This is a genomic window from Shewanella gelidii (genome assembly GCF_014647855.1).
GTDB lineage: Bacteria > Pseudomonadota > Gammaproteobacteria > Enterobacterales > Shewanellaceae > Shewanella > Shewanella gelidii.
This window is the reverse complement of the sequence record NZ_BMPZ01000007.1, coordinates 72,599-97,374: the sequence shown is the minus strand read 5'-3', so window position 1 is coordinate 97,374 and position 24,776 is coordinate 72,599. Positions and strand designations below refer to the sequence as shown.

Sequence of the window (24,776 nt, the reverse complement as noted above, 5' to 3'; positions counted from 1 at the left end):
CATTTGTGGTTCGTCGAACAGACAAGCTGCTCGTTTTAACATACAATGCAGCGCTAAATTACTAACGAGATCGAGATAAACTGCCTTCAAACTTAAGTTGCAGTATACGAATCATATGCGAATTACTTTACCGTCTATTTTAAGTTGCTCATTTCTAAGCTGCGCCTTTTTGCTAACTGGCTGCGTGGCAACTACAGAGCCCGTGCCTCAGACGACTCAAGCCCCTGAACTTATACAACCCCAAGCGGTTTCCGTACCAAGTCCAATCGTAGAAGTGAAACAAGCGGCGCCAGTAACCGATGTATGGCATAGAATTAGTCGCCAAATCACTTTCGATGTGCCAGACCATAAACTAGTCAATTATTATCGCCAAAAATATATCAAGAACCCACGTCATCTGGCTGAGATTTCTAAACGTGCACAACCGTTTATGTTGCATATTGTCGAGAAAATTGAAGCAAGAGGCCTCCCAATTGAGTTGGCACTATTACCCATTGTCGAAAGTGCATTTGACCCATTTGCGTACTCCCATGGCGCAGCTTCAGGGCTCTGGCAATTCACCTCGCCTATGGCAAAGCATTTTGGCCTTCATATGAACTGGTGGTACGACGGTCGTCGAGACGTTCCTGCAGCGACCACAGCCGCTTTGGACATGATGCAATACTTACACAAAAAAACGAAAGGCAATTGGTTATATGCGATTGCGGCGTACAATACCGGTGAAGGTCGCGTCCTCAAAGCCATCAAAAAAAATAAACGACAAGGTAAACCCACTGACTTTTGGGCTTTAGATTTACCAAAAGAGACCGAACATTACGTCCCTCAACTGATCGCGTTAGCCGATGTCATTAAAAACGCCAAGAAATATGGCATTCAATTGACACCTATTGATAATCAGCAAAAAATTGCTGTGGTTGATATCGGAAGTCAGATTGATTTGGCGTTTGCGGCTGAGCTTGCGGACATGAGCATCGACGGGTTACATCGCCTAAACCCTGGATATAATCGCTGGGCAACTTCGCCAGATGGACCACATCGCTTGGTGCTCCCTGTAGAAAAAGTGGCTGCTTTTAAAACTCAAATCGCCCAAACCAAGCCAAATGAACGATTGAATTGGCTCAGATATAAAATCAAACCTGGTGACAGTATTGGTGTGATTGCCAAGCGATACCATACCAATATTGCAGTGTTGCGTTCAGTCAACAACATCTCAGGCAATACCATTGTCGCAGGTCGGCATTTATTGATTCCTGTTGCGGCAAAAGATCCAAAACAGTATGCACTGACACTGGATAATCGGCACTCAAAAAACAAGAATAGAAAACGTGCAAACTTTAAAATTGACTATCAAGTGAAATCTGGTGACTCATTATGGAAAATTGCCAAAAACCACAAAGTTAAAATTTCCCAACTTGCTCAATGGAATAACATCACACCCAAAACAGCATTACAGCTAAACCAAAAGCTGGTGATTTGGGCAAATACGGTCAGTGATAATCAGTCAAAAACCTCGGTAATGCGTAAGGTTAATTACAAAGTACGCAGCGGTGACTCCTTGGCACGTATCGCCAGTAAATTTAATGTCACAGTAAATGATCTCCTACGCTGGAATAGTATTCAAGCAAGTAAATACCTTCAGCCGGGACAAATGCTCAAGCTTTTTGTCGATGTAACCAAGGTAAATGTGTAACAATCTGGCCCCTAAATTGATAGGTTACGCACGTCATACTTTTGATTGGCGTGACCTATTTCATACAATTGAAATGCTTCTTAATTTTTCACAGTTAAATTAGCGAATCGTCACATAAATATCACCTTTTCTCATTAATAATTCCTGCACACCTCGCCCCTGCAACTCGCTTGTAACTATTGAAGTAGAAACATGACGGCTAAAAATATTATCAATGAAGAAGTGACTTACCCTTCAGACTACAAAATCCTCTCAACAACGGATCTTGATAGCATCATTACCCATGTGAACAAAGATTTCACCGAAGTATGCGGTTTCGAAAGCGAGGAGTTACTCGGCAAACCACACAATATCATTCGCCACCCAGATATGCCTAAAGCCGCCTTTGGCAACCTATGGGACACCATTAAACAAGGCCAAAGCTGGATGGGCTTGGTAAAGAACAAATGTAAAAGCGGCAAATACTACTGGGTGAATGCCTACGTCACCCCAATTAAGCGCAATGGTAGTATTTGTGAATACCAATCCGTCAGAACAAAGCCGGAACCTGAACTCACTCAGCGCGCTCAAGCTTGTTATGACGCCGTTAATGCAGGTAAAGCAGCAAAGCCCTTCTTTGGTTTGAGTATCATTACTAAGCTGCTCATAGGCTGGTTGGTTTCCTGCGCTTTAATCGCCAGCCTTCCCCACCTTACAACTTGGCAAATATTTGTCGCGATAACAACTGCGATAGCTAGCTTCCTCTGGCCATTACTTAATTTAAAACAACGATTCAATCGAACTCTAGCACTCAGCAAGAAAGTTCATGACAACCCGCTAAATCAGTTTGTTTACACCGGCTATATCGATGAGCTTTCTCATATTGAGTTAAGCTTAAGAATGCAAAAGGCTGAAACCTTAGCTGTCATCGGCCGCATTAAAGATAGTGGCGAACATTTACAGCAAGGTCTTGAAGAACACCAAGAGCAAAATCAAAACAATCAAAGCCAGTTAGATGAACAATCACAAAGCTTAGAGCAAGTTGTGACCGCAATTGGTCAAATGAATTCATCAGTAACAGATATTGCCCAAAATACCGCCAACTCAACTTCAGAAATCCACCAGCTGGTTAAGCAAATTGACGCGACTAAAACAGCGCTAGATAGCAGCCAAACTGCAACCTTAGAGATTACGGCACTTCTTGAAGAATCTCGCGGTGCGATATCAGCACTCGATCAGCAATGTCAGAGTGTAAACCAAGTCGTCGAAGTGATTGAAAATTTAGCTGAACAGACCAACCTACTCGCACTCAATGCCGCGATCGAAGCAGCTCGAGCTGGTAATGCTGGTCGTGGATTTGCAGTGGTTGCGGATGAAGTACGTAATCTTGCCACTCGTTCGGCAACCTCAGCACAAGAGATCCACAATATTATTAACTCTTTAAGCCAGACTACTTCTCAAGCCGTTACACAAATGGAAGAAAGTCATCAGCTCACCAATAAAAGCGTCGAATCAGGCAAAATGCTTGAGCAAAATTTAATATCTGTCAGTGAAGTGATGCAGATTATCGAAGCAAATGGTGAACAAATCGCTGTCGCAGCAGAAGAACAAGCAACGGTTGTAAATCAAATTTATAACAACGCCATGGAGTTACAAGCAGGAATAGGCCAATTTGAAGATAACTGTGCAAACGCCGCGATTCATAGCCAAGAGATAAGCGCTCAAGGGCATCGCCAAACAGAGCTTGTTTCTCAATTCAATTAACCTTTTTGAGTTGCCATAAAAGCAAAAAACCTTGTTTGCGTTTAGCCAACAAGGTTTTTTTATCGCTCAGGTTTTACATCAAGTTTGGAACATCAAACGCTTTCTCAACGGGTGCCATCGCTGGGGTGTCAGCCTCTTGAACCTTCGCAGCCAATATTGCTCGTAACCGGTATCCCTCACCTTTTAAGCTTTCAAGCACATCTTTTGGAATGTAAAAGCTTGTTGAGATATCACGACCCGCAATAAGCTGTTTTTCTGAAAGAGCCTGAGTAAACATCATATCGTTTGACCAACGCCATACTGTTTTACCCATATTATCAACAATCTCTAAATCAGCAGTTTTACCAGAAGAAAATACGAGTGGCACTGAAACCTGGGTGGTGTTGGTCGCCGTTAAGGTCACCTTTAGACCGAGTTGGACATCAAATGATCGAGCCACTTTTAACTTGCCCGTTAACGGCGTTAGCATAGCAAGCTCCTTAGCCCCCTTTTGCTTTAAGCTTCCGATATCAACAACCTGCTCAACTTGCTGAGATAGCAGCTGCGATACTTCTGCTGCTTTGAGGCCTTGTGTAAGTTCAGCCTTATGACCACGGTTGGATGCTGATTCCTGCTGCTGAGTTGCTTGAGGTTGCTCAGCACCAGATGTAACTGCAGCAACTTGCGGCTGTTCAACCTCTAATTGTTGCGTTTTGTCACCATCCGATGGATTTGTTGGCTTTGACTCAACCTTTTGCTCATTGCACGCCGTCACTGAAAGTACAGCGATTACCGCCAGAGCGACTGATGTGGTTTTGAATAATTTCAATTAAAAGCCTCCAAATTTTTCAAGCAATGAATCCTTTAACTTTTTCTTGGCTTTATCTTTTACTTTTTCCGTCTCTTGCTTAATTTTTGCATCCATTAGGCCACTTGTATCAAGCGAGAATTTTGGTTCTTGGAAAGTTCCTTTAATCGCAAACGGGATCTCCAAACCTTTCATATCATCACTGCCGCCTTGACCTTGTAAAGAGCCCACGACATTCGTGGTTAACTTATAATCAATCGACTCGTTCACAATATTTGCTTTACCACCACCTTTAACACGGATCAGTGGAGAAGCCATGAGTAAGTCAGGGTTCGACGCGACACCGTTTTTGACATTGAAACGACCCGTTAAACTTGAGAAGTCTGTTTTTTGTTCTGATGCTTGCGCAGAAGACATGTCCCCCTTAAGTTTGGCTTGCGCTGAACGCAGCATATGGGGAATATTCACACCATAGAGCGCACCGTCAGCAACATCAAATTTGCCCTTCGCATCAAGGTTCTTCTTAATATTATCTGGCAGCAAACTACGACCAGAACCTTTTACGTTGAAACTCGCCGTACCTGACAAGAAATCAATTTCAGCAGCGTCTTTCAATAAATCGCCTACTTGAACACCTTGCAGAACTTTGTCAAATTGATATTGAGCAATCGCTTTGCGACCATCAAGCCTCGCCGTTGCCTTGAGCTTACCTTGATATAGATCAGAACTCAGTTGACTCACATTGAGGACACCATCTTTCAACTTGAAGTTAAGCGCCCAATTTTGGGTCAACAAATTGGCAACTTTTATCGATTTAGCGGTTAACTTCACGTCTGCATTTACACTTTTCATGCCTCGTAAGTCTGGTTCGACAGCAGGCTGGCTTGTAGAAGCTTGTTCATCTTCTGTTGCTTCTGACTTCGGTAGCATTTTATCCAAATCAATATCACCAAAATCTAAGCTCGCTTGAATCGAAGGAACCTGACGGCCGTAAGCGATATCGAGCTTACCACTGCCTCGAATATCTGCTGCAACAAACTCGTTTAACTCAACGGTTAAATTTTGACTATCAAGTGCGACTTGTATATTTGAAAGTAACGTTGCTATTAATTGCTTATTAGGGATCCCCTCCCCAGTGACTGTGTTTTCAACTTTGAAGTCTTTCACTTGCAGTTGCTTTAAATCCTTAGACACACGAAGTTGGCCTTGACCTAAACTCTTTAGTTCCATGTCTGGCAATTTGGCAGCAAATTCATAATCTAATGAGGCAAATTGGCCCAGTGAAAACTGACCCAAAGTCAAAGATTTTAATAGAAAAGTTTGAGTGACTTCTGCCGCTTCATCAACTAGGTTAATTTCAGTATTGGTAATTGAAACACCACCAATGTTAAGTGAATCTAATTGAATTTGATTGCTACCCGCAGGGGCTTCTTCAGTTTTCTTTTTTTCATCCTGAGACAACCCATCAAAGCTCGTTTTACCACCTTTTTGAGTCACTAAGTTTAGTTTTAATCCGTCTAAGTTCAGCTGAGAAATTTCAACTTGCTTACTAAATAGAGGCATCAACGCAACTTCTGCAACGACTTGGTTCACTTCAACCATGGAAGCAAGATTAAACCCTTCGGGATTAGATAATGCGATGCCTCCGAGCTCAATGCCCAACGTTGGGAAAAAAGTCCAGGTTAGATCTTTCGATATCGTTAAATCGCGACCAGTCTGCTGCTTTACCTGATCAACAACTTGGGGTTTAAAATCGTTGGGGTCAAAAACTGACGTAATATATACGACAACGCCAACGACCAGTACGATCATACCAATCAAAATCCACTTAACAGCTTTCATAGTAAAATCCTTATTCACCTAACTTATGCTTTAAAGCTTAGTTCAACCTAATTTGTTCAATTAATCCTGTTCTAAAAACGACAACGAAAGTTCTGACGCCGAAAATGCGATACCATTGTCATCTGCATATACCCACATTCCCGGTTTTATATGGTTTGATTCAATATTGATAGGTATGTTCAATTCACCTTGATTTTTTCTTTCGGTTTTAATGGGGACCGCCCCCAAAGCCTGCACGCCAAGTTTCATCGTTTTTAAAGTACCGACATCTCTTACAAAGCCATAAATAATCACGCCTTGCCAACCGTTCTTCACTGCGGACTCTGCTATTAAATCGCCAAGTAATGCCCGCCGCTTAGAACCGCCACCATCAACGACAAGTACCCGGTTTAAACCTGGCTCATTTAAAACTTGTTTTACTTTTGAATTATCTTCAAAGCATTTGACAGTGAATACTTCACCAAAAAAAATTGATTTTCCGCCATATTGGGAAAATAGAGGCGGTAGAATAGTGAGTTGCTCAGAGTAGCGATCAAAAAGATCGGGGAGTAAATCTAACATGTGGCCTCCTTGCTGAATCAATATCTTAGGCTACATTTGCCCGCGGTCGAAAACAAGAGTGATTGAAAGCTTTTAATCTAAACCATATAAACAAAGAATAATTAATTATTGTGCTTATTTAAGTTAAGACTATAATCTAACAACGATTTTATTCTTGCCTTGTCCGCCCAAACACATAACCATTACTAAAACGGAAACAAATGAGTAACGAACTCGATTTAGATAGCGCAATCAATGCGCTAGATACCTATCAATATGACCAAAAACACTCTGCTGATCTAGAGCAAGCTCGAAATAAACAGCAAATGTCTAAATACCTGAATTCTTTAGACTATAGCTTACATCGCCTACGTGTTTTACAAGAGACTGTTAATGAACTTGTCGCGGCTAAAGAAGCGGAGCAAGTCAGACAAGAGCACGTCCAAACCTATCAGACGAAAATTATAAATTTAGCAAAAGAGTACGACACAAATTACCAAGAAGTAATTTTAGTGATGAAACAATTAGAACTAAAAGCTTCCAGCTGATCATAAACTCCTGGATACCTGCCACCGCCTTTCCTTCGTGCTACAGCCACTTTTGATAAAGTAGCCACCACTACAAAGGCCCATGTTTATAGTGTATTTCATTAAATCTCAACGTATAGAGAATAAACCCGCATTTCATTGAAGTATAATTTCCACTGAACAAAAGCCATTGCAACGCAAGACGAGAGCGAATCGGATTCAAAGTCTCGTGTAGCACAATATCACGTTAAATCCGTTTTACGCGATTAAACCGTCACTATATATATGGAACCGGTTTTTGCCCGCGTTTTTTGCAGCATACATAGCGAGATCTGCATTACGAATGAGTTGCTCGGAATCTATCCCGCCATGGGGGTAAAAAGCCACGCCGATACTTGCTGAAACTTGCAATTCTTTCCCTTCAACAGTAACCGCGCTCATAGAAGCTTGTAGCAATCTGTGTAACACAAGTTCACAATCTTCAACTTTATCTAAATCAACCATCAGCGCTACAAACTCATCCCCACCAATACGCGCTATCGTATCGCCATCGCGCATGCTTTGCCCTAAACGATTCGCAACTATCGTTAATAGTTCATCTCCAACACTATGACCATGGGTATCATTCACTTCTTTAAAACCATCTAGGTCGATGTAAGCCACGGCAAGTAATTGCTCCCGACGTTCACATTGATTCATTGCATAACTCAATCGATCAGCAAATAACATCCGATTGGGCAAACCAGTTAGAGGGTCAAAATGAGCGATATGTTCAAGTTGCTGCTGGTGCTGCATCATAGAGGTGATATCAGAGAATAACGCTACGTAGTGCTTTGTTTCTCCTTTGCCATTGGTTACTGCACTGATAGTCACTAGTTCGACAAAGATTTCACCATTCTTACGACGATTCCATAGCTTACCCGACCATTCCTTTTGATTTAACAAACAAGCCCACATCTCTTGGTAAAATTCATCGCTATGGCGACCGGACTTTAAAAATCTGGGGTTTTGGCCAATAGCTTCTTCACGCTTATAACCTGTTATTCTGCTAAACGTATCATTCACGTCAATTATTTTGGCATCACTATCTGTAATCACGATTCCTTCACTCGCATGCGTAAATACACTTGCTGCAAGCTTCAGTTGTTCATCGGTTTTTTTTCTTTCACTAATATCAACAAATTCAATGACCCTTGCATCTTGCCCCTTATAAATAATGTTTTTACCTTTTACTGAAAATGGGCAACGTGTACCATCTTTTAAAATGCCTATCACTTCGTAACTATTCGCAAACCCAACTCGAACTTTCTCATGCACCCTGTCTAGGAATTCTGGTGCAATCAACTGAAAGCCATTCATGCCAATGAGCTCTTGGTAGCTAAAACCGGTAATGTCTGACAAGCCCTTATTGCACTCGAGAATAATGCCATTGTGATGAATAGCAATGCCACCATATGCGGCGTCACTGAGTGCTTTAAAGCGAGCTTCACTCTCTTGTAAATCCTGTTGTGCAACGAGCATGCGACGATTAAATCGATGCAAATAAAAGCTCACGATACTCGTTAATGAAGCGAGAATTAGTGCTCCAAATAAGAAAGGCATGATCCAAGCAGGAAATTCCGGTCGCTTGTCTTCATATACGAAGCCTGCTAATCGTTCCATATCTTCCACTAACCCCGCTTTTACAAAAGTTTCGGCCATATGATGCCAACGTGCGGGGTTCATATGACCAATCTGGATCAGATCAGGAAAAATTAGCGCACGCATAGCGCTGGCTTCAAATCTCAAATGCTCTCTGCTTTTATTGATCTGATATTTTGTCTTGAGAAGTTCAATAATTTCTTCAGGGTTATCTAACGCATATCGCCATCCTTTTAGCGTTGCCGTTCGCATGGCGCGAACGCGCTGAGGATGGTTGCGGAGCTCTTCTTCTGTGGTAAACAAAATATCACTATAAAAATCAACGCTATAATTTGTTGGGCTAATGATGTTGTATCGAATATTTTGTTGCTTTAAATAGAATGGCTCATTCGTCGAGTAAGAATTAAACGCATCAACCCGCCCTGATATTAAGTCTTCCAATTGGTAGCTACTCGGGATGATGTTGACATTTGAAGGGGAAATCCCTTCATTGAGAAACATCGCTAAAAAGTCCGCATCCTCTTTTACTGCGGCAAACATGACTCTTTTATCGACCAAATCGTGAACAGAATGAATTCCAGAGCTTTGCAACGTGAGTAGAACCGACGGGGAGTGTTGAAAAATAGCGGCTAATGCAACAAGAGGCTCACCTTTCAGGCGATGGTATAAAACTTCACTATTCCCTTCTGCGTATTGGGCTCTGCCAGACAAAACCTCTTGAACGGGTTGATGCTGAGGGCTACCACTGTGAAGTTCGACCTTTAGCCCTTCTTCCGCATAAAATCCTTTTTCTAAAGCCGCATAATATCCAGCAAACTGAAACTGATGATGCCAGCGAAGCTGAAGATGAACGACATTATCATCTTCAGATGCAACACCACTAGTAGTGGAGAGAATATAACCAACAAAGACTAAAACGATTTGAATTATTCTTTTGAGCATATATGACTCTACAAGTAAGCCCAAATTAAGGCTTTATAAAGTAAGTAATGAATGTAACGCTTCATTATTCATTCAAACTAATACCATTATTGTATTCAGTAAAACGCTGGTTCACACGCGAATAGCCAACTATCAGCATAAAGACTGACTAAAATGGCAATAACGGAATACAAATTTGAACACATTGAACTGCTGAAGTTTATGCTTAGCGGCTAGCTCTATACCAAAATAGATTCCTAAAGGAGTTCATCTTAAACCTAGAAATATTGTTCCAAAATAAACAAAAATCCCTGTTCTAATTCAGTTTTATCCCGAGAATCTATCAGTATTGTTCAATAGTGAAATGTACGAAGAATGCAACTCTTCATTGACACCCAAAATAGTCCGTGAGACACAAATTTACGGGTTAAGACCAAATATGACTTAAAAACTAAGATAAACAACAACGATTGAACTCAACATACTGCACGATCAATATAATTCTTTTGCCCCATAAACAGCGACATCGAATCATAAATTCTAAGGCAAAGGCGAACGCTAAGTGTAAAAAGCAATAGTAATGAATTGAGGTCGCAAACTTAATTTCAGTTATGCTTAGAAAACAAGTCGGGCTAAGATCCTAAGGAAGGGGTATAAACAGCAAAAAGCCCCGCATCGCAGGGCTTTTTAGAATTTGGCGGTGAGGGAGGGATTCGAACCCTCGATACGTTACCGTATACACACTTTCCAGGCGTGCTCCTTCGGCCACTCGGACACCTCACCAGATTTTTGTTCCAACAGCGCAGCAGTTTTACAAACTGCTAATCCGCTGATAACGGAGCGCTACTTTACGCAAAAGCCTATAAAGCGTCAAGGGAAATCCTTATCTAGACAAACGTTTGCCTAATTGCTAATCAGGATAGTACTTCTTGCCTTTTAAACAGAAGCCAATGACACTGTGTCAAACTTTCAGCGGGGTAAAAGTAACTGAAAATGTGGCGTTCCTTTGGCACTTAAAATTATTTATTGTTGCATGTACATCCGATACTGCCGTCTTCATTTCTCCACTGAGAGTAATGCCGATAAGATTCAGGATTATTCTGGTTTGAGATATTGCAAGCATTTTAATTTGGTTGCAAGACGCTGCAATTCGCCCATGATCACTATTCGTTGCATCTTCTAACAAGTGATGTGCGACATCTCTCGCCGGGCAACTTGCCAAAACTATCGCTAAAACTCTCAAACAAATCCTTTGTATATTGATTAATTAACTCACGCGGAATTTACTCACCGCAGCAGACATAGTATCTGCCTCATTCATCAATGTCTGATTCAACGCACTCAGATCTTCGGCAATCTGCTGTGTATTTCGATAAATCTCGCTGATTTGCAGCGCATTTCGGTTTACTTCTTCTGACACAGCAGATTGCTCATGGGTCGCCGCTGCTATTTGCTGATTCATACTGTCAATAACACCAACATGATCAACGATTTTATCTAGTTCTAACCCTGCTTTCTTTGCATCTTCGACGCTAATCAAAGCTTGATTCAAACCTCGCTCTATCGCAGAAACTGCAACACCAGCACCTTGTTGAAGACGTTCAGTCATTCCCTGAATATCTCCTGTTGAAGATTGAGCTCGCTGCGCAAGACTTCTCACCTCATCAGCAACTACTGCAAAGCCACGTCCCATTTCTCCGGCGCGAGCGGCTTCAATGGCTGCATTTAACGCTAATAAGTTTGTTTGCTCGGCGATACCACTAATCACAGCTAAAACACTGACGATGCCTTGTATGTCATTGTCCAACTGGGTAATTGCAATGTTTGCCCCTTTGATCTCTTGGGCTAAGGTTTCAATCGAGCTTGCGGTCTTTTCTACTTCAGCCCTTCCGGCTTCAGCTTCACTATTTGCTGATGCTGATGCCTCTGAGGCTTGTACGGCATTATTAGCGATTTCATTTACTGTCGAGCTCATTTCTGTCATCGCTGATGCAACTTGATCAGACTCACTATGTCCCTTTGCAACATCATCAAGCATGTTTTCAGAATGATTTTTCATTTGTGTCATAGCTTCTACCAGCGTATTTGCATTGGCAGTCACATGCACGATCACTTTTTCAAAGTCGTTCAACATATCATTAAACGCTTGAGCTAACTCTCCAAACTCATCTTTGCTATTAACTTGCAAACGAACACTTAAATCAAAATTCTGGCGTGCTTTAGTTATGCTTTCATATAAATGATGTACGCTTTGATGTAGAAAACGAATAACTGAGAACGACACCAATAGCACAAGCAACGTCACCACTGACAATACGATGGTTAACCACATCATTTGCGACTGTGCTTGTTGTAACTTTAGGTTAGTTTGCGTGATTAAAACGCCAGCTAATTTCTTTTCAAACTTGCGCAACAAATCAATACGAGCTGTTGACTTACTAAACCAGTTTTCTGGTGTTTGAGCTGCTATTGCAACACCATTTTGACTTTTTGCAATATCGCGAAGCGCAATCACATCTTTAACGGTTTGTGTTGTAAGTAGCTGTTGAAAGTCTTGTTTGAGTTGAGGTACTGCAAGTGCAAAAAAGCGTTCCTGATAGCTGTTTTGTTCGTGCACTAGCTTTAAGAACCTCACGAACATATTAGGCTTGAATCCGTCATTACCAAATGTAGAACTCAAAACGGCTCGTTCGACCCCAGCCCTTTCTTTCATTTGTAAATAAGAAGCAAATGCCGCCGTTTCAATTGCAATTGTTTTGTCTGCGCCTTGCTTTGTTGAGTGGTCCACGATACTTAATAAGCTCGCATTAAGCTGTGTATAATAGTTCACTTGTTCAGGTACTTTGATACTTTGGCTATCAACGCGAGAACGAATTTGGGTCAGTTGAGCAAGCATTGATTTGGATTGATTCAGACCTTGCTGCATTTCTCCATCAAAGCTTCTATTTTTCATAAACTCATTGAAAGCTTGAAGGCGGGCATCGACATCTCTACGCTGAATTGGAAGCTTAGATACAAAGGACTTACCTTTGCTGCCAAGAAACCCTGCGCTCATACCACGCTCTTTTTGTAACTCATGCACTAAATCGCTGTTAATCACAGCCAGCTCACTCAGCACAAGCGCATCTTCTAAATCAGACTTGTAGTGGTATTTATCGACGAGAGAAAGGCCGCCAAAAACAATGAAGCCAAGTAAGGTTGGTGCAACAATCAGTAGCAGTTTAAATTTTAAATTGAGGTTATTAATCCAACGCAGGTTCATATAGTGAGCATCCCAAAAAAAACATCTAAGCCTAAGCATAGTAAAGGCTTGGATCTTATCTAGTTCGGATGCCCTACCAAATACCCAATTTGTGGTATAAAAACATTAAAACATGTTCATTCGTCACAGATATCAAACTTTCTACTGACGATATTTACGCGTTACCTTTTACGGTAACATTCATTTCCGCGGCAAAATCGAGCATTCGAGAAAGTGGCAATAAAGCACGATCTTTTAACGCAGGATCTACGTGAATCTGATGGGCTGACAAATCGGTTGCATTCAATGCCGTTGAAATTGACTGTAAGCCATTCATTGCCATCCAAGGGCAGTGCGCACAACTTCTACACGTCGCACCATTCCCCCCCGTTGGAGCTTCAATAAGTTCCTTGCCAGGCGCTGCTTGTTGCATTTTGTAAAAAATACCTTTGTCTGTCGCAACAATAAATTTTTTATTTTCCATCGTTTGTGCAGCTTTAATCAGCTGACTTGTTGAACCAACAGCATCAGCAATTTCAACTACATTTGCTGGTGATTCAGGATGAACAAGAATTGCAGCATCAGGGTGTTGTTTTTTTAACTCTTTAAGTGCATTGGCTTTAAACTCGTCATGAACAATACAGTCACCTTGCCACATCAACATCTCTGCACCAGTTTGGTTAGCAATATAAGAGCCGAGATGACGATCAGGCCCCCAAATAATCTTTTTATCCTGACTATCTAAATGCTCGACGATTTCTAATGCAATACTTGAAGTAACAACCCAATCGGCACGTGCTTTTACTGCTGCAGAGGTGTTTGCATACACCACGACGGTGTGCTCTGGATTAGCATCACAAAACTCACTAAACTTGTCTATTGGACATCCAATATCTAATGAACAAGTGGCATCCAATGTCGGCATTAGCACTGTTTTTTCTGGGCTAAGGATCTTAGCGGTTTCACCCATAAACTTCACACCAGCAATGATTAGTGTTTTCGCTGGATGATCCCGACCGAATCTCGCCATTTCTAATGAATCAGATACACAACCGCCAGTTTCTTCTGCAAGCGCTTGAATCTCAGGGTCTGTGTAATAATGAGCAATTAACACCGCGTCTTTTTGTTTGAGAAGCGCTTTAATCTGACGTTTGTACTCTTCCCTTTCATACTCAGAAAGAGGCACAGGCTTAGATGGAAACATGAAGTCAATAGACTCAGCTTTGGCAATAGGTAGACTCATAACAGTTCCAATGGCGGTAATTTGCAGCGGATTATACGAAATAGAGCATGAAAAATTAACTAGCTAGCCTATATTAATCTTGAATAACCTACATCTTTCATATTAATAGCAGGCATCAACTGACCATAGGGCGCTCAAAACAATAAAAGCCCAAACACGTATGTGCTTGAGCCTTCAGAAATAAAACGAAGTTATACGGACTTTACGCTTACTCTGCTTCGGTTTTATACTTAACTGCAGTTTCTTTAATCAAAGACTGTAGCTCACCTTTTTGGAACATTTCAGTCAAAATGTCACAACCGCCAACCAACTCACCTTCAACCCACAACTGTGGAAACGTCGGCCAATTTGCAAACTTAGGAAGTTCAGTACGAATATCTGGGTGCTGAAGAACGTCGACAAAAGCAAACTGCTCATCACAGTTAATCATCATTTGCGCAACTTGCGAAGAAAAACCACAGCTAGGTAACTTTGGAGAGCCTTTCATGTACACGATAATCGGATTTTCGGTAATCTGTTGCTTGATTTTATCTACTGTTTCCATTTTGGTTCCTAATGACTACAAAGTGATCACTCATCAGAGAAAGTATGCGACGCTTCGTTGGGCACACGTTGAGCAAATTCTCAACAAAATTTAACATGCTTTGACAGCTGGACGCTCTAATCGTTTGATTGTGATTTAAAAAGTGTAAAAAACACTACCATACCTTTCATTATACTTGAGATCACAGTTTAACAAAAACCCTTAGTTTGTAGGGGTAATTTTCAATTTGTTTTCTCGATGAATGCAATCGAATCAAATTTCTCATCTAGTGATTCACATCACAAAATATATCAGTACAATAGGGTCACAAGAACACGAACAAAATAACAATCTACTTTCTATGGAGAGATGCAATGGCTTTCGTATTACCCCCGTTACCTTATGAGAAAAACGCTCTAGAACCACATATTTCACAAGAAACGATTGAATTTCATTATGGCAAGCACCACAACACTTATGTTGTAAAGCTTAATGGTCTTGTAGAAGGCACTGAAATGGCCAATATGAGCCTAGAAGATGTAGTGAAATCATCTACTGGTGGCGTATTTAACAATGCTGCGCAAGTATGGAACCACACATTCTACTGGAACTGCCTATCTCCTAATGGTGGCGGACAACCAACAGGTGCGGTAGCTGAGGCAATAAATGCGGCATTTGGTTCTTTCGAAGAATTCAAAGCAAAGTTTACAGATTCTGCAGTAAATAACTTTGGTAGTGCTTGGACGTGGTTAGTTAAAAATGCAGATGGCACTGTAGCCATTGTGAATACAAGCAATGCCGCAACACCACTTACAGACGAGACAGTCACACCAATTATGACTGTCGATGTTTGGGAGCATGCATACTATATCGACTATCGTAATGTACGCCCTGACTATCTTGCGCATTACTGGGAATTGGTCAACTGGGATTTTGTAAATCAAAACTTCGCGGGTTAATCATTCTTAATATGTTAAAAAGGAGCTACGGCTCCTTTTTTGTTTTTCATTGAAAGCTCACAACGATCCAAAACACACTGCTACTGAGCTCGTCTAACCCAGTAAATACGAATAATTTTTGTTTAAACAGAGCAACCTATAACTCTTACGCGCTTAACGATCAAGCAACAAGCTTCCTTAAAAACCATCTCAATTATGTATCCTCGAATGCAACACAAACAAATGCTAATGTTGCTTTTGCAACTATTTGTCATTGTTTTTATTTGTTTTTTTATGAGCATTCTCAAGAATCAGGTCTAAAATTAGAGATAGGTAGCTACAGTGTAGCTGTCCCTAATTCCGATTTGCTTGATGTTTTTTGGGGGTCATTATGGGCATTTTTGAGCATTATCAACAACGATATGAAAAGAAGTTAGACGAAGAATATTCACTACAAGAATTTCTCGATATTTGTAAATCCGATCGAAGCGCTTACGTTTCTGGTGCTGAGCGGCTGTTGCTCGCAATTGGCGAACCTGAAATTGTCGATACCTCTAAAGATCCGATCCTAAGCCGTATTTTCTCTAATCGTCTTATTTCTCAGTATCCGGCATTTAAAGACTTCTATGGTATGGAAGACTCCATCGAGCAAATTGTCGCCTACCTGAAACATTCGGCCCAAGGGTTGGAAGAGTCAAAACAAATTCTATACTTACTGGGTCCTGTTGGTGGCGGTAAATCTTCTTTAGCTGAGAAGTTGAAAGCTCTCATGCAGAAAGTTCCCATTTATATTCTCAGTGCCAATGGTGTACGCAGCCCCGTTAATGATCATCCATTTTGTCTTTTCGACTCTGAAGAGGACGGAAAACTACTCCTCGATGAATATAAAATCCCTGAGCGCTACCTGAAAACCATCATGTCACCGTGGGCCGTCAAACGATTACATGAATTTGGTGGGGATATTTCCAAGTTTAAAGTTGTGAAGGTCTACCCTTCTGTTCTCGATCAAATCGCGGTCGCTAAAACTGAACCCGGAGATGAGAACAACCAAGATATATCTTCATTAGTCGGTAAAGTTGATATTCGTCAATTAGAACATTTTGCTCAGGACGACGCAGATGCTTATGCCTATTCAGGCGCATTGTGTCGCGCGAACCAAGGTTTAATGGAATTTGTCGAAATGTTTAAGGCACCGATTAAAGTCTTGCATCCGCTACTAACAGCAACACAAGAAGGCAACTACAACGGTACGGAAGGCCTTTCCGCATTACCGTACACCGGTATAATTCTCGCTCACTCAAACGAGTCGGAATGGTCAACCTTTAGGAATAATAAGAATAATGAAGCATTCCTCGACCGTGTTTATATTGTCAAAGTCCCGTACTGCTTACGTGTTTCTGAAGAAATCCATATCTATGACAAACTGCTCGCAAACTCAGAGCTTTCTGATTCACCTTGCGCACCAGGAACCCTAGAAACCCTTGCACAATTTAGCATCTTGTCGCGCATCATCACGCCAGAAAACTCTTCCATTTACTCAAAAATGCGAGTGTATGACGGTGAAAGCCTCAAAGACACCGATCCGAAAGCGAAATCTTATCAAGAGTATCGCGATTACGCCGGCGTTGATGAAGGTATGCAAGGCCTCTCTACACGTTTTGCATTTAAAATATTGTCCAAAGTCTTTAACTTTGATCATACAGAAATCGCTGCCAACCCGGTTCATCTGTTTTATGTTCTTGAGCGTCAAATTGAACAAGAACAATTCCCAGCAGAAACCGCCGAACGATACCTTGAGTTTTTAAAAGGGTATTTAATTCCCAAATATATTGAGTTTATCGGCAAAGAAATTCAAACCGCATATTTGGAATCTTACTCTGAATATGGGCAAAATATTTTCGATCGTTATGTCACCTATGCGGATTTCTGGATCCAAGATCAGGAATATCGAGACCCAGAAACCGGCCAACTATTTGACCGTGCGGCTTTAAATTCGGAGCTTGAAAAAATAGAAAAGCCTGCCGGTATCAGTAATCCCAAAGACTTCCGTAATGAAATCGTTAATTTCGTACTACGTGCTAGAGCAGGAAATGATGGCAAGAACCCGCTATGGACGAGTTACGAAAAACTCCGCACAGTCATCGAAAAGAAAATGTTTTCAAACACAGAAGACCTACTGCCGGTCATTTCATTCAGTGGCAAAACTTCAACCGAAGACCAGAAAAAACATGATGATTTCGTTAACCGAATGATGGAAAAAGGCTACACCCAGAAACAAGTCAGGCTGTTATCGGAGTGGTATTTACGCGTTCGTAAGTCTTCGTAACGTATTTGTCAGAAGAGCCCGACGCTCTTCTGACAATTTGGGAGGTGCCTATGGCAAATTTTATCGATCGACGACTCAATGCGAAGGGAAAAAGTACAGTCAATCGGCAACGGTTTATTAACCGATATAAAAATCAGATTAAAAAAGCCGTCAGCGATGCAGTGACGAGGCGAAGTGTCACGGATATCGAAACCGGAGAAAAGGTCGGAATACCCACTCGAGACATTAGTGAACCGACTTTTCATCAAGGACAAGGTGGAGTAAAGGAACGAGTTCATCCGGGCAACGACCAATTTACACGAGGTGATCAAATTCAGCGCCCTCCTTCAGGGGGGGGGCAAGGCAGTGGTAACGGCGAAGCTTCTGATTCTGGAGAAGGCCAAGATGACTTTGTGTTTCAGATTTCAAAAGACGAATATTTGGAATTACTTTTTGAAGATTTAGAATTGCCCAATTTACAAAAAAACCGTCTCAACAAGTTGGTGGAATACCAGATATACCGAGCAGGATTTACCAATGACGGTGTTCCAGCAAATATTAATATTGTTCGCTCTCTGCGAGGTTCCTTAGCACGCCGCATCGCTATGTCAGCTGGAAAAAAGAAGCGTCTAGAAGAACTTAAAAACAAGTTGAAGCTATTAGAAGATACACCGGGCTCAAATGCCGATCTTATTCTGCAGCTGAAACAAGAAATTGAACTGTTGGAACAAAAGATTGCCAAGGTTCCTTTTATCGATACGTTTGATTTGAGATACAACAATTTTGCAAAGCAAGAAGTGCCGTCGAGCCAAGCAGTGATGTTTTGTTTAATGGATGTATCAGGCTCTATGGATCAAGCAACAAAAGACATGGCGAAGCGCTTTTATATCTTGCTCTACCTATTTTTAACACGCACTTACAAAAACTTAGAGGTTGTATACATTCGCCATCATACCCAAGCAAAAGAAGTGGATGAACATGAATTTTTCTACTCTCAAGAAACAGGCGGCACCATCGTTTCATCGGCTCTAAAGTTGATGCATGAGATCCAACAAAAGCGTTATCCAGCAGACGAATGGAACATCTATGCAGCACAAGCGTCAGATGGAGACAATTGGGCGGATGATTCCCCAGCCTGTTACTCATTGCTAGAAAAGAAAATTTTACCTTTAGTTCGTTATTACAGCTATATCGAAATTACCAACCGAGCCCACCAAACGCTATGGCGTGAATACGAGGCATTACAACAAGAGTTTGACAATATGGCGGTGCAGCATATTAAGCAAGCCGATGACATATACCCGGTATTTAGAGAGCTGTTCAAGAAGCAAGCTGTTTAGGGGGCTTTATGGGAAACAACAAAAGAAAACCACTTGACGACGGCCCTGACTGGACGTTTGAACTGCTGGAGCAATACCAAAATGAGATTGAACGCGTAGCAAACCATTACAAACTAGACGCATACCCAAACCAAATAGAAGTCATTACAGCAGAACAAATGATGGACGCCTATGCAGGGATTGGCATGCCGATAGGCTATACCCATTGGTCATTCGGCAAACGCTTCATTGAAACAGAGCAAGGTTACAAGCGCGGGCAGATGGGACTCGCCTACGAAATTGTCATAAACTCAGACCCTTGCATTGCCTATTTGATGGAAGAAAACACCATTACAATGCAAGCACTCGTGATGGCGCATGCCTGCTATGGCCATAACAGCTTTTTCAAGAATAATTACTTATTTAAAACTTGGACCGATGCAAGTTCAATTATCGACTACCTCGTGTTTGCAAAAAATTATATTAGTGAGTGTGAGCAAAAGCATGGCGTTGACCAAGTTGAAAATATTTTGGACTCCTGTCACGCACTGATGAGCTATGGTGTTGATCGTTATAAACGTCCATCCGAAATTTCGTTTAAAGAAGAACAAATTCGTCAGAAAGAGCGAGAAGAATACCTGCAAAGTCAGGTTAATGATTTATGGCGAACGATCCCATTAAACCCTGAAGAAGAGGTTAAGAAAAAGCGAATTCGATTCCCTAGCGAACCTCAGGAAAACATCCTGTACTTTATTGAAAAACACGCTCCGCTGTTGGAGCCTTGGCAACGAGAATTGGTTCGTATTGTGAGGAAGATGGGGCAATACTTCTACCCACAGAAGCAAACCCAAGTCATGAATGAGGGTTGGGCGACGTTTTGGCATTACACCATACTGAATCACCTTTATGACGAAGGTAAAGTTACCGATAGATTTATGCTCGAGTTTCTGCAAAGCCATACTGCAGTTGTCGCACAACCGCCATACAATAGCCCCTATTACAGTGGCATCAATCCTTATTCTCTTGGTTTTAACATGTTCATTGATATCAAGCGTATCTGTGAAGATCCAACAGAGGAAGATAAAGAGTGGTTCCCTGAGATAGCTGGCAGTGACTGGCTAGAAACCCTGCACTTTGCAATGAAACACTTTAAAGATGAAAGCTTCATTAGCCAATATTTGTCGCCAAAGCTGATTCGAGATTTCAAGTTGTTTGGGATTTTAGATGACGATAAGCAAAGTCATTTGTCAGTCTCTGCTATACACGACGCTCAAGGGTATAGAAATATTCGAGAAATGATGTCACAGCAATATAATTTATCGAATATTGAGCCAAATATTCAGGTACACAATGTTGAAATTACCGGTGACCGTTCACTATCTCTCAGATACATTCCCTCAAATCGAGTGCCATTAGCCGATAGCCATCATGAAGTCATAAAACATTTACATCGTCTCTGGGGCTTTAAAGTCACGCTTGAACAAAAAAGTGATAACGGTGAAGTCAAAGTGCTTTCTAGCTGTCCAGAAATCAAAGAAGAGGTTTCAGAGCCTTAAATATAAAAAACACCGCATCCCCGAATAGGGTGCGGTGTTTTTTAAAACTCAAAGCAATACTCGCGCTGAATTGAATACCACCTCACGGAAGAAAGTAAGGCGTTATGAGTTATCTTGCGCCATTTCTAATGGCATCTCATCACGCAATGTCATCCACATTTTGCCGCTATCGATACCATAAGTTCGCATCAACTCAGGTACAGCAACATAATTGTTCTCGTTCGCAAGAACCTCAAGCTTTTTGTAAAAATCTAAAGCAAGCTGACGAGCTTCTGGGCTTGAGAAGTAGTAACGACCAATTCTGCTATAAAGACCTTTGAAACCATTTAAGATCAACACGTACAGTGGGTTTCCAGAAGAAAACGCCAATTGGTGATGCAACTGATAGTCAAACTCTGCAAATGCCTCGGCAGTATCTTCCATCTCGTGGATTTGCTTTAAAACCTCTACAGCCGTCTCAGGGCTATTTTTTAATGCGCCTCGAAAGTAGATAGCACTGATATTAGTGCGAGCAGATAACAGCTGGTCAACCAATAGTGGAAAACCACTTGGATTTAGGTCAGCAATCGTTTCTAGAATATTTAAACCAGACGTCTCCCAGAAATTGTTAACTCGGGTTGGTTTCCCGTGTTGGATTGTTAGCCAACCATCACGAGCAAGGCGCTGAAGCACTTCGCGAAGGGTTGTACGTGTCACACCTATCAATTCCGAAAGCTCGCGCTCAGCCGGCAAAATTGAACCTGGAGGAAATTTATTTTCCCAAATTGAGCGAACAATGTACTTTTCTGCGAAACTTGCTGGCCCTTTGGCGTTGATGATCATCAGCCTTTTATCCAATTGCTATCTGTTTTAATTAAACTGATCATACCAGAGAGACAAAAAATAGGAACTAATTGTGTAACATACCGTGAACTTCAAAGATAAGCGTCACGTTGGTGAGAAAAACAACGTTAACGTCTTATATTCACAATGTATGAAACGTCGAAACCTTCTTACTTTTGAATTTCTAATATATCTAAAGCAGCGCAATGGGTTTATCATACTGCGCCACGAACACATGGTGGTGTTCAACAAAAACAAAAATCCAAACACTTTGAGAGAGGAAGCCATGCCTGTGACAATGAGTCAGGCGTTTATGGACAACTTCTTAGGTAATTCACCTAAGTGGTTCAAAATCGCAATACTGTCATTTTTAGTTATCAACCCTGTATTATTCTACATAGACCCTTTTATTGCTGGTTGGGTTTTAGTTTTAGAGTTTATTTTCACCCTTGCTATGGCACTTAAATGTTACCCATTGCAACCTGGTGGTTTGTTAGCCATTGAAGCTGTGGCTATCGGCATGACCTCTCCTTCTCAAGTGCTCCACGAAATTGAAGCGAACTTAGAAGTGCTTCTGCTGCTGATCTTTATGGTTGCAGGTATTTACTTCATGAAGCAGCTATTGCTGTTTGCATTTACGAAAATCATCACGAGAATTCGTTCAAAAATCATCGTCTCTCTGATGTTCTGTGTGGCATCGGCCTTCTTGTCTGCTTTCCTCGATGCATTGACTGTAATCGCTGTAATCATCACCGTCGCAGTTGGTTTTTACTCGATTTACCATAAAGTTGCCTCAGGAAAAGACTTTGGTGCTTCCCATGACCATACCTCTGATGGCCATCACAAGCTAAATGAGCAAGAATTAGAAGACTTTCGTGGCTTCTTGCGTAACTTGTTGATGCACGCTGGTGTAGGTACAGCGCTGGGTGGGGTTTGTACCATGGTCGGTGAGCCTCAGAACTTGATTATCGCTGCACAGGCAAACTGGCAGTTCGCAGAATTTGCGATTCGCATGTCACCTGTCACTGTGCCGGTATTCTTCGCAGGCATAATCACTTGTGTGTTGGTCGAGAAGTTTAAAGTATTCAGCTATGGCGCACAGCTTCCTGAAGCTGTTCATAAAATTCTTTTTGACTACGCAGCCTATGAAGATGAAAGACGCACACCTCGCGATAACATGAAACTTGTTGTCCAAGCTCTCGTCGGTATTTGGTTAATCGTTGGTCTTGCTTTGCACCTTGCTGCAGTAGGTCTAATCGGCCTTTCGGTTATTATCATCACCACTGCATTTAACGGTATTACAGATGAACATGCCCTTGGTAAAGCTTTTGAAGAAGCATTGCCGTTTACCGCGTTACTTGCGGTCTTCTTCGCGATTGTAGGCGTGATCATTGATCAGCACCTATTTGGTCCAGTGATTCAGTGGGCACTTAGCTATGAAGGTAATACTCAGCTCGTTATTTTCTATATTGCGAACGGTTTGCTTTCTATGGTGAGTGACAACGTCTTCGTTGGTACCGTGTACATTAACGAAGTGAAGTCTGCGCTGCTCAGTGGTCAAATTACTCGTGACCAATTTGATATGTTAGCGGTAGCTATTAATACAGGAACAAACCTTCCTTCTGTCGCAACACCAAACGGTCAAGCAGCATTCCTATTCTTGCTAACTTCAGCGTTAGCTCCATTAATCCGCTTGTCTTACGGCAAAATGGTATGGATGGCGCTGCCTTACACAATTGTACTCTCGATTGTTGGTGTGATGGCGATTCAACTTGGGTGGCTTGAAGATATGACCGCATATTTCTACGATGCCCACATCCTCATGCATCACACAGCTGAAGAAGCTGCTGGCGTTGTCTCTGGCCATTAACTTTGTGACTACAATCTCACGTTGACGACAAACGTGACATTCAGTAGAGTAAAGACGCCTTCAGCAATGAAGGCGTTTTTTATTGCAAATTTTAACGATTGAACCTCACCTTATAAAAAGTTTTCGTATTTTCATAACGCTAGCCTCTACTTTCAAAGGAGTTATTCTTGCAACCTCTGATATCAGTATGCCGCTCTCGTAAGTCGTGGCTTGCCCTAACCATTGGTGCGATCCTGCTAGAAGTGATTGCTTTATTTTTCCAATATGGCATGCATCTCGAACCCTGCGTAATGTGTATTTACCAACGGGTCGCCGTTATGGGGCTGATTTTTGCGGGCTTAATCGGAATGATACAACCCCAACACTTTTTAATTCGTAGCTTAGGGTTTGTCATTTGGGGAATCAGTGCTGCATGGGGCTTGAGTGTCGCCATCGAATTGGTGGATATCCAAACCAACCCATCACCGTTTGCAACTTGTCCATTTCTCCCTGAATTTCCTAGTTGGATGCCGCTACATGATTGGCTGCCATCAGTATTTATGCCCACAGGCATGTGTTCAGAAGTCCCATGGCAACTATTTGGTATCACAATGGGTCAATGGATGATTGGTGTCTTTTCTGTAATGTTGGTCATTTGTATCTTGTTATTGCCTTTCAGCTTTGTGCTATCAAAATATAGCAAAGTACCTCATTGAAAACGAATCAACTTTCGAAGCCATTAAGTGCCAACCTTAGTTAAAATTGATAAAGCATATTTAGTATCAAAAAAGCCGACAATGTGTCGGCTTTTTTGATTGGCTAAAACGGCTTGATTCAATCAAGATCTTTAATCGGCCAAACGACAATATGGTCTTCGATTTCTTGAACTTGCGTTTCACAGACCACCTTGCCTTTAACAGACATCCCCGCTGCATGCATTGCGTCCTTCGACCCGGTCAATAACGGATGCCATGAGGGTAAAGGGCGTTTATTAAGTAAACGACGATACGCACATGAGTCCGGCAGCCAAGTTAATGAATCAATATTATCAGGCGTGATTTCTGTACATAGTGGGACAAAGTTGAAGCGGCTTTCATAATGAATGCAATGACAATTTTCTCTATCCAACAATTTGCATGTGGCATTGGTATAGTAAAGCTCATCAGTTTCATCATCAATTAGCTTATTTAAACAGCATTTACCACAGCCATCGCATAGTTGCTCCCACTCCGTTGAAGAAAGCTGGGACAAACTCTTGGTAATCCAGAACGACATACTTTTACTTCTTA

18 protein-coding genes and 1 tRNA gene are annotated in these 24,776 nt (G+C 41.6%); 9 read left to right on the top strand and 10 right to left on the bottom strand.

Annotated features, from left to right (window positions below; translation table 11 throughout):
• Nucleotides 1–115: 115 nt before the first annotated feature.
• Nucleotides 116–1,690, top strand: a complete 1,575-nt coding sequence (locus IEY18_RS12820; protein WP_188921444.1) for a lytic transglycosylase — start codon at nt 116–118, stop codon at nt 1,688–1,690.
• Nucleotides 1,691–1,882: 192 nt separating this feature from the next.
• Entirely contained in the window at nt 1,883–3,433 is a 1,551-nt protein-coding gene (locus tag IEY18_RS12815; protein WP_188921442.1) for a methyl-accepting chemotaxis protein, read from the top strand.
• Nucleotides 3,434–3,506: 73 nt separating this feature from the next.
• On the opposite strand, the gene IEY18_RS12810 is transcribed toward IEY18_RS12815, so the two are convergent.
• From IEY18_RS12810 to IEY18_RS12800, 3 genes are read right to left on the bottom strand one after another with little or no spacing between them, the layout of a single operon-like run.
• Nucleotides 3,507–4,241, bottom strand: a complete 735-nt coding sequence (locus tag IEY18_RS12810) for a BsuPI-related putative proteinase inhibitor (protein WP_188921440.1) — start codon at nt 4,239–4,241, stop codon at nt 3,507–3,509.
• The gene (locus IEY18_RS12805) at nt 4,242–6,062 is read right to left on the bottom strand and encodes an AsmA family protein (RefSeq protein ID WP_188921438.1); all 1,821 of its coding nucleotides are present in this window, start codon (nt 6,060–6,062) and stop codon (nt 4,242–4,244) included. It lies immediately after the preceding gene.
• 60 nt (nt 6,063–6,122) lie between these two features.
• Nucleotides 6,123–6,623, bottom strand: coding sequence for a putative 4-hydroxy-4-methyl-2-oxoglutarate aldolase (locus IEY18_RS12800; RefSeq protein ID WP_188921436.1), 501 nt, complete (start codon nt 6,621–6,623; stop codon nt 6,123–6,125).
• Between the two features lie 200 nt (nt 6,624–6,823).
• Here IEY18_RS12800 and IEY18_RS12795 point away from each other — a divergent pair, with 200 nt between their 5' ends.
• Nucleotides 6,824–7,150 (top strand): hypothetical protein, encoded by a 327-nt coding sequence (locus tag IEY18_RS12795; protein WP_188921435.1) that lies wholly within the window; start codon nt 6,824–6,826, stop codon nt 7,148–7,150.
• A 237-nt stretch (nt 7,151–7,387) separates the two neighbouring features.
• Here the strand turns inward: IEY18_RS12795 and IEY18_RS17435 are convergent, their stop codons facing one another.
• The 5 genes from IEY18_RS17435 to grxD all read right to left on the bottom strand — a co-directional run bounded on the left by IEY18_RS17435 (nt 7,388) and on the right by grxD (nt 14,719).
• Nucleotides 7,388–9,712 carry an ABC transporter substrate-binding protein gene (locus IEY18_RS17435; protein ID WP_229779860.1) on the bottom strand — a complete coding sequence of 775 codons (2,325 nt, stop codon included), beginning with the start codon at nt 9,710–9,712 and terminating at the stop codon, nt 7,388–7,390.
• 674 nt (nt 9,713–10,386) lie between these two features.
• Nucleotides 10,387–10,474, bottom strand: a tRNA-Ser gene (locus IEY18_RS12780).
• 484 nt (nt 10,475–10,958) lie between these two features.
• Complete coding sequence (locus IEY18_RS12775; protein WP_188921433.1) at nt 10,959–12,953, bottom strand: methyl-accepting chemotaxis protein; 1,995 nt, start codon at nt 12,951–12,953, stop codon at nt 10,959–10,961.
• Nucleotides 12,954–13,107: 154 nt separating this feature from the next.
• A complete protein-coding gene (gene nadA, locus IEY18_RS12770; protein ID WP_188921431.1) occupies nt 13,108–14,175 on the bottom strand; it encodes a quinolinate synthase NadA in 1,068 nt (355 codons plus the stop codon).
• Between the two features lie 208 nt (nt 14,176–14,383).
• Nucleotides 14,384–14,719, bottom strand: a complete 336-nt coding sequence (gene grxD / locus IEY18_RS12765) for a Grx4 family monothiol glutaredoxin (RefSeq protein ID WP_188921429.1) — start codon at nt 14,717–14,719, stop codon at nt 14,384–14,386.
• Nucleotides 14,720–15,072: 353 nt separating this feature from the next.
• Between grxD and sodB the strand changes: the two genes are divergently transcribed.
• The 4 genes from sodB (at nt 15,073) to IEY18_RS12745 (ending at nt 20,816) form a co-directional block, all read left to right on the top strand.
• A complete protein-coding gene (gene sodB, locus IEY18_RS12760) occupies nt 15,073–15,657 on the top strand; it encodes a superoxide dismutase [Fe] (RefSeq protein WP_188921427.1) in 585 nt (194 codons plus the stop codon).
• Between the two features lie 370 nt (nt 15,658–16,027).
• Entirely contained in the window at nt 16,028–17,962 is a 1,935-nt protein-coding gene (locus IEY18_RS12755) for a PrkA family serine protein kinase (protein WP_188921425.1), read from the top strand.
• Between the two features lie 50 nt (nt 17,963–18,012).
• Entirely contained in the window at nt 18,013–19,281 is a 1,269-nt protein-coding gene (locus IEY18_RS12750; protein ID WP_188921423.1) for a YeaH/YhbH family protein, read from the top strand.
• Nucleotides 19,282–19,289: 8 nt separating this feature from the next.
• Entirely contained in the window at nt 19,290–20,816 is a 1,527-nt protein-coding gene (locus tag IEY18_RS12745) for a SpoVR family protein (RefSeq protein WP_188921421.1), read from the top strand.
• A 102-nt stretch (nt 20,817–20,918) separates the two neighbouring features.
• On the opposite strand, the gene fadR is transcribed toward IEY18_RS12745, so the two are convergent.
• On the bottom strand, nt 20,919–21,638 hold the full coding sequence (fadR, locus tag IEY18_RS12740) for a fatty acid metabolism transcriptional regulator FadR (protein ID WP_188921419.1): 720 nt from the start codon (nt 21,636–21,638) through the stop codon (nt 20,919–20,921).
• Between the two features lie 286 nt (nt 21,639–21,924).
• Between fadR and nhaB the strand changes: the two genes are divergently transcribed.
• Together nhaB and dsbB are read left to right on the top strand one after the other, a co-directional pair.
• Nucleotides 21,925–23,508 carry a sodium/proton antiporter NhaB gene (nhaB, locus tag IEY18_RS12735; RefSeq protein ID WP_188921417.1) on the top strand — a complete coding sequence of 528 codons (1,584 nt, stop codon included), beginning with the start codon at nt 21,925–21,927 and terminating at the stop codon, nt 23,506–23,508.
• A 167-nt stretch (nt 23,509–23,675) separates the two neighbouring features.
• On the top strand, nt 23,676–24,203 hold the full coding sequence (gene dsbB, locus IEY18_RS12730) for a disulfide bond formation protein DsbB (protein ID WP_188921415.1): 528 nt from the start codon (nt 23,676–23,678) through the stop codon (nt 24,201–24,203).
• A 118-nt stretch (nt 24,204–24,321) separates the two neighbouring features.
• Here dsbB and IEY18_RS12725 read toward each other — a convergent pair whose 3' ends face one another.
• Nucleotides 24,322–24,762: a YcgN family cysteine cluster protein gene (locus IEY18_RS12725; protein WP_188921413.1), complete on the bottom strand. Its 441-nt coding sequence runs from the start codon at nt 24,760–24,762 to the stop codon at nt 24,322–24,324.
• Nucleotides 24,763–24,776 lie beyond the last annotated feature (14 nt).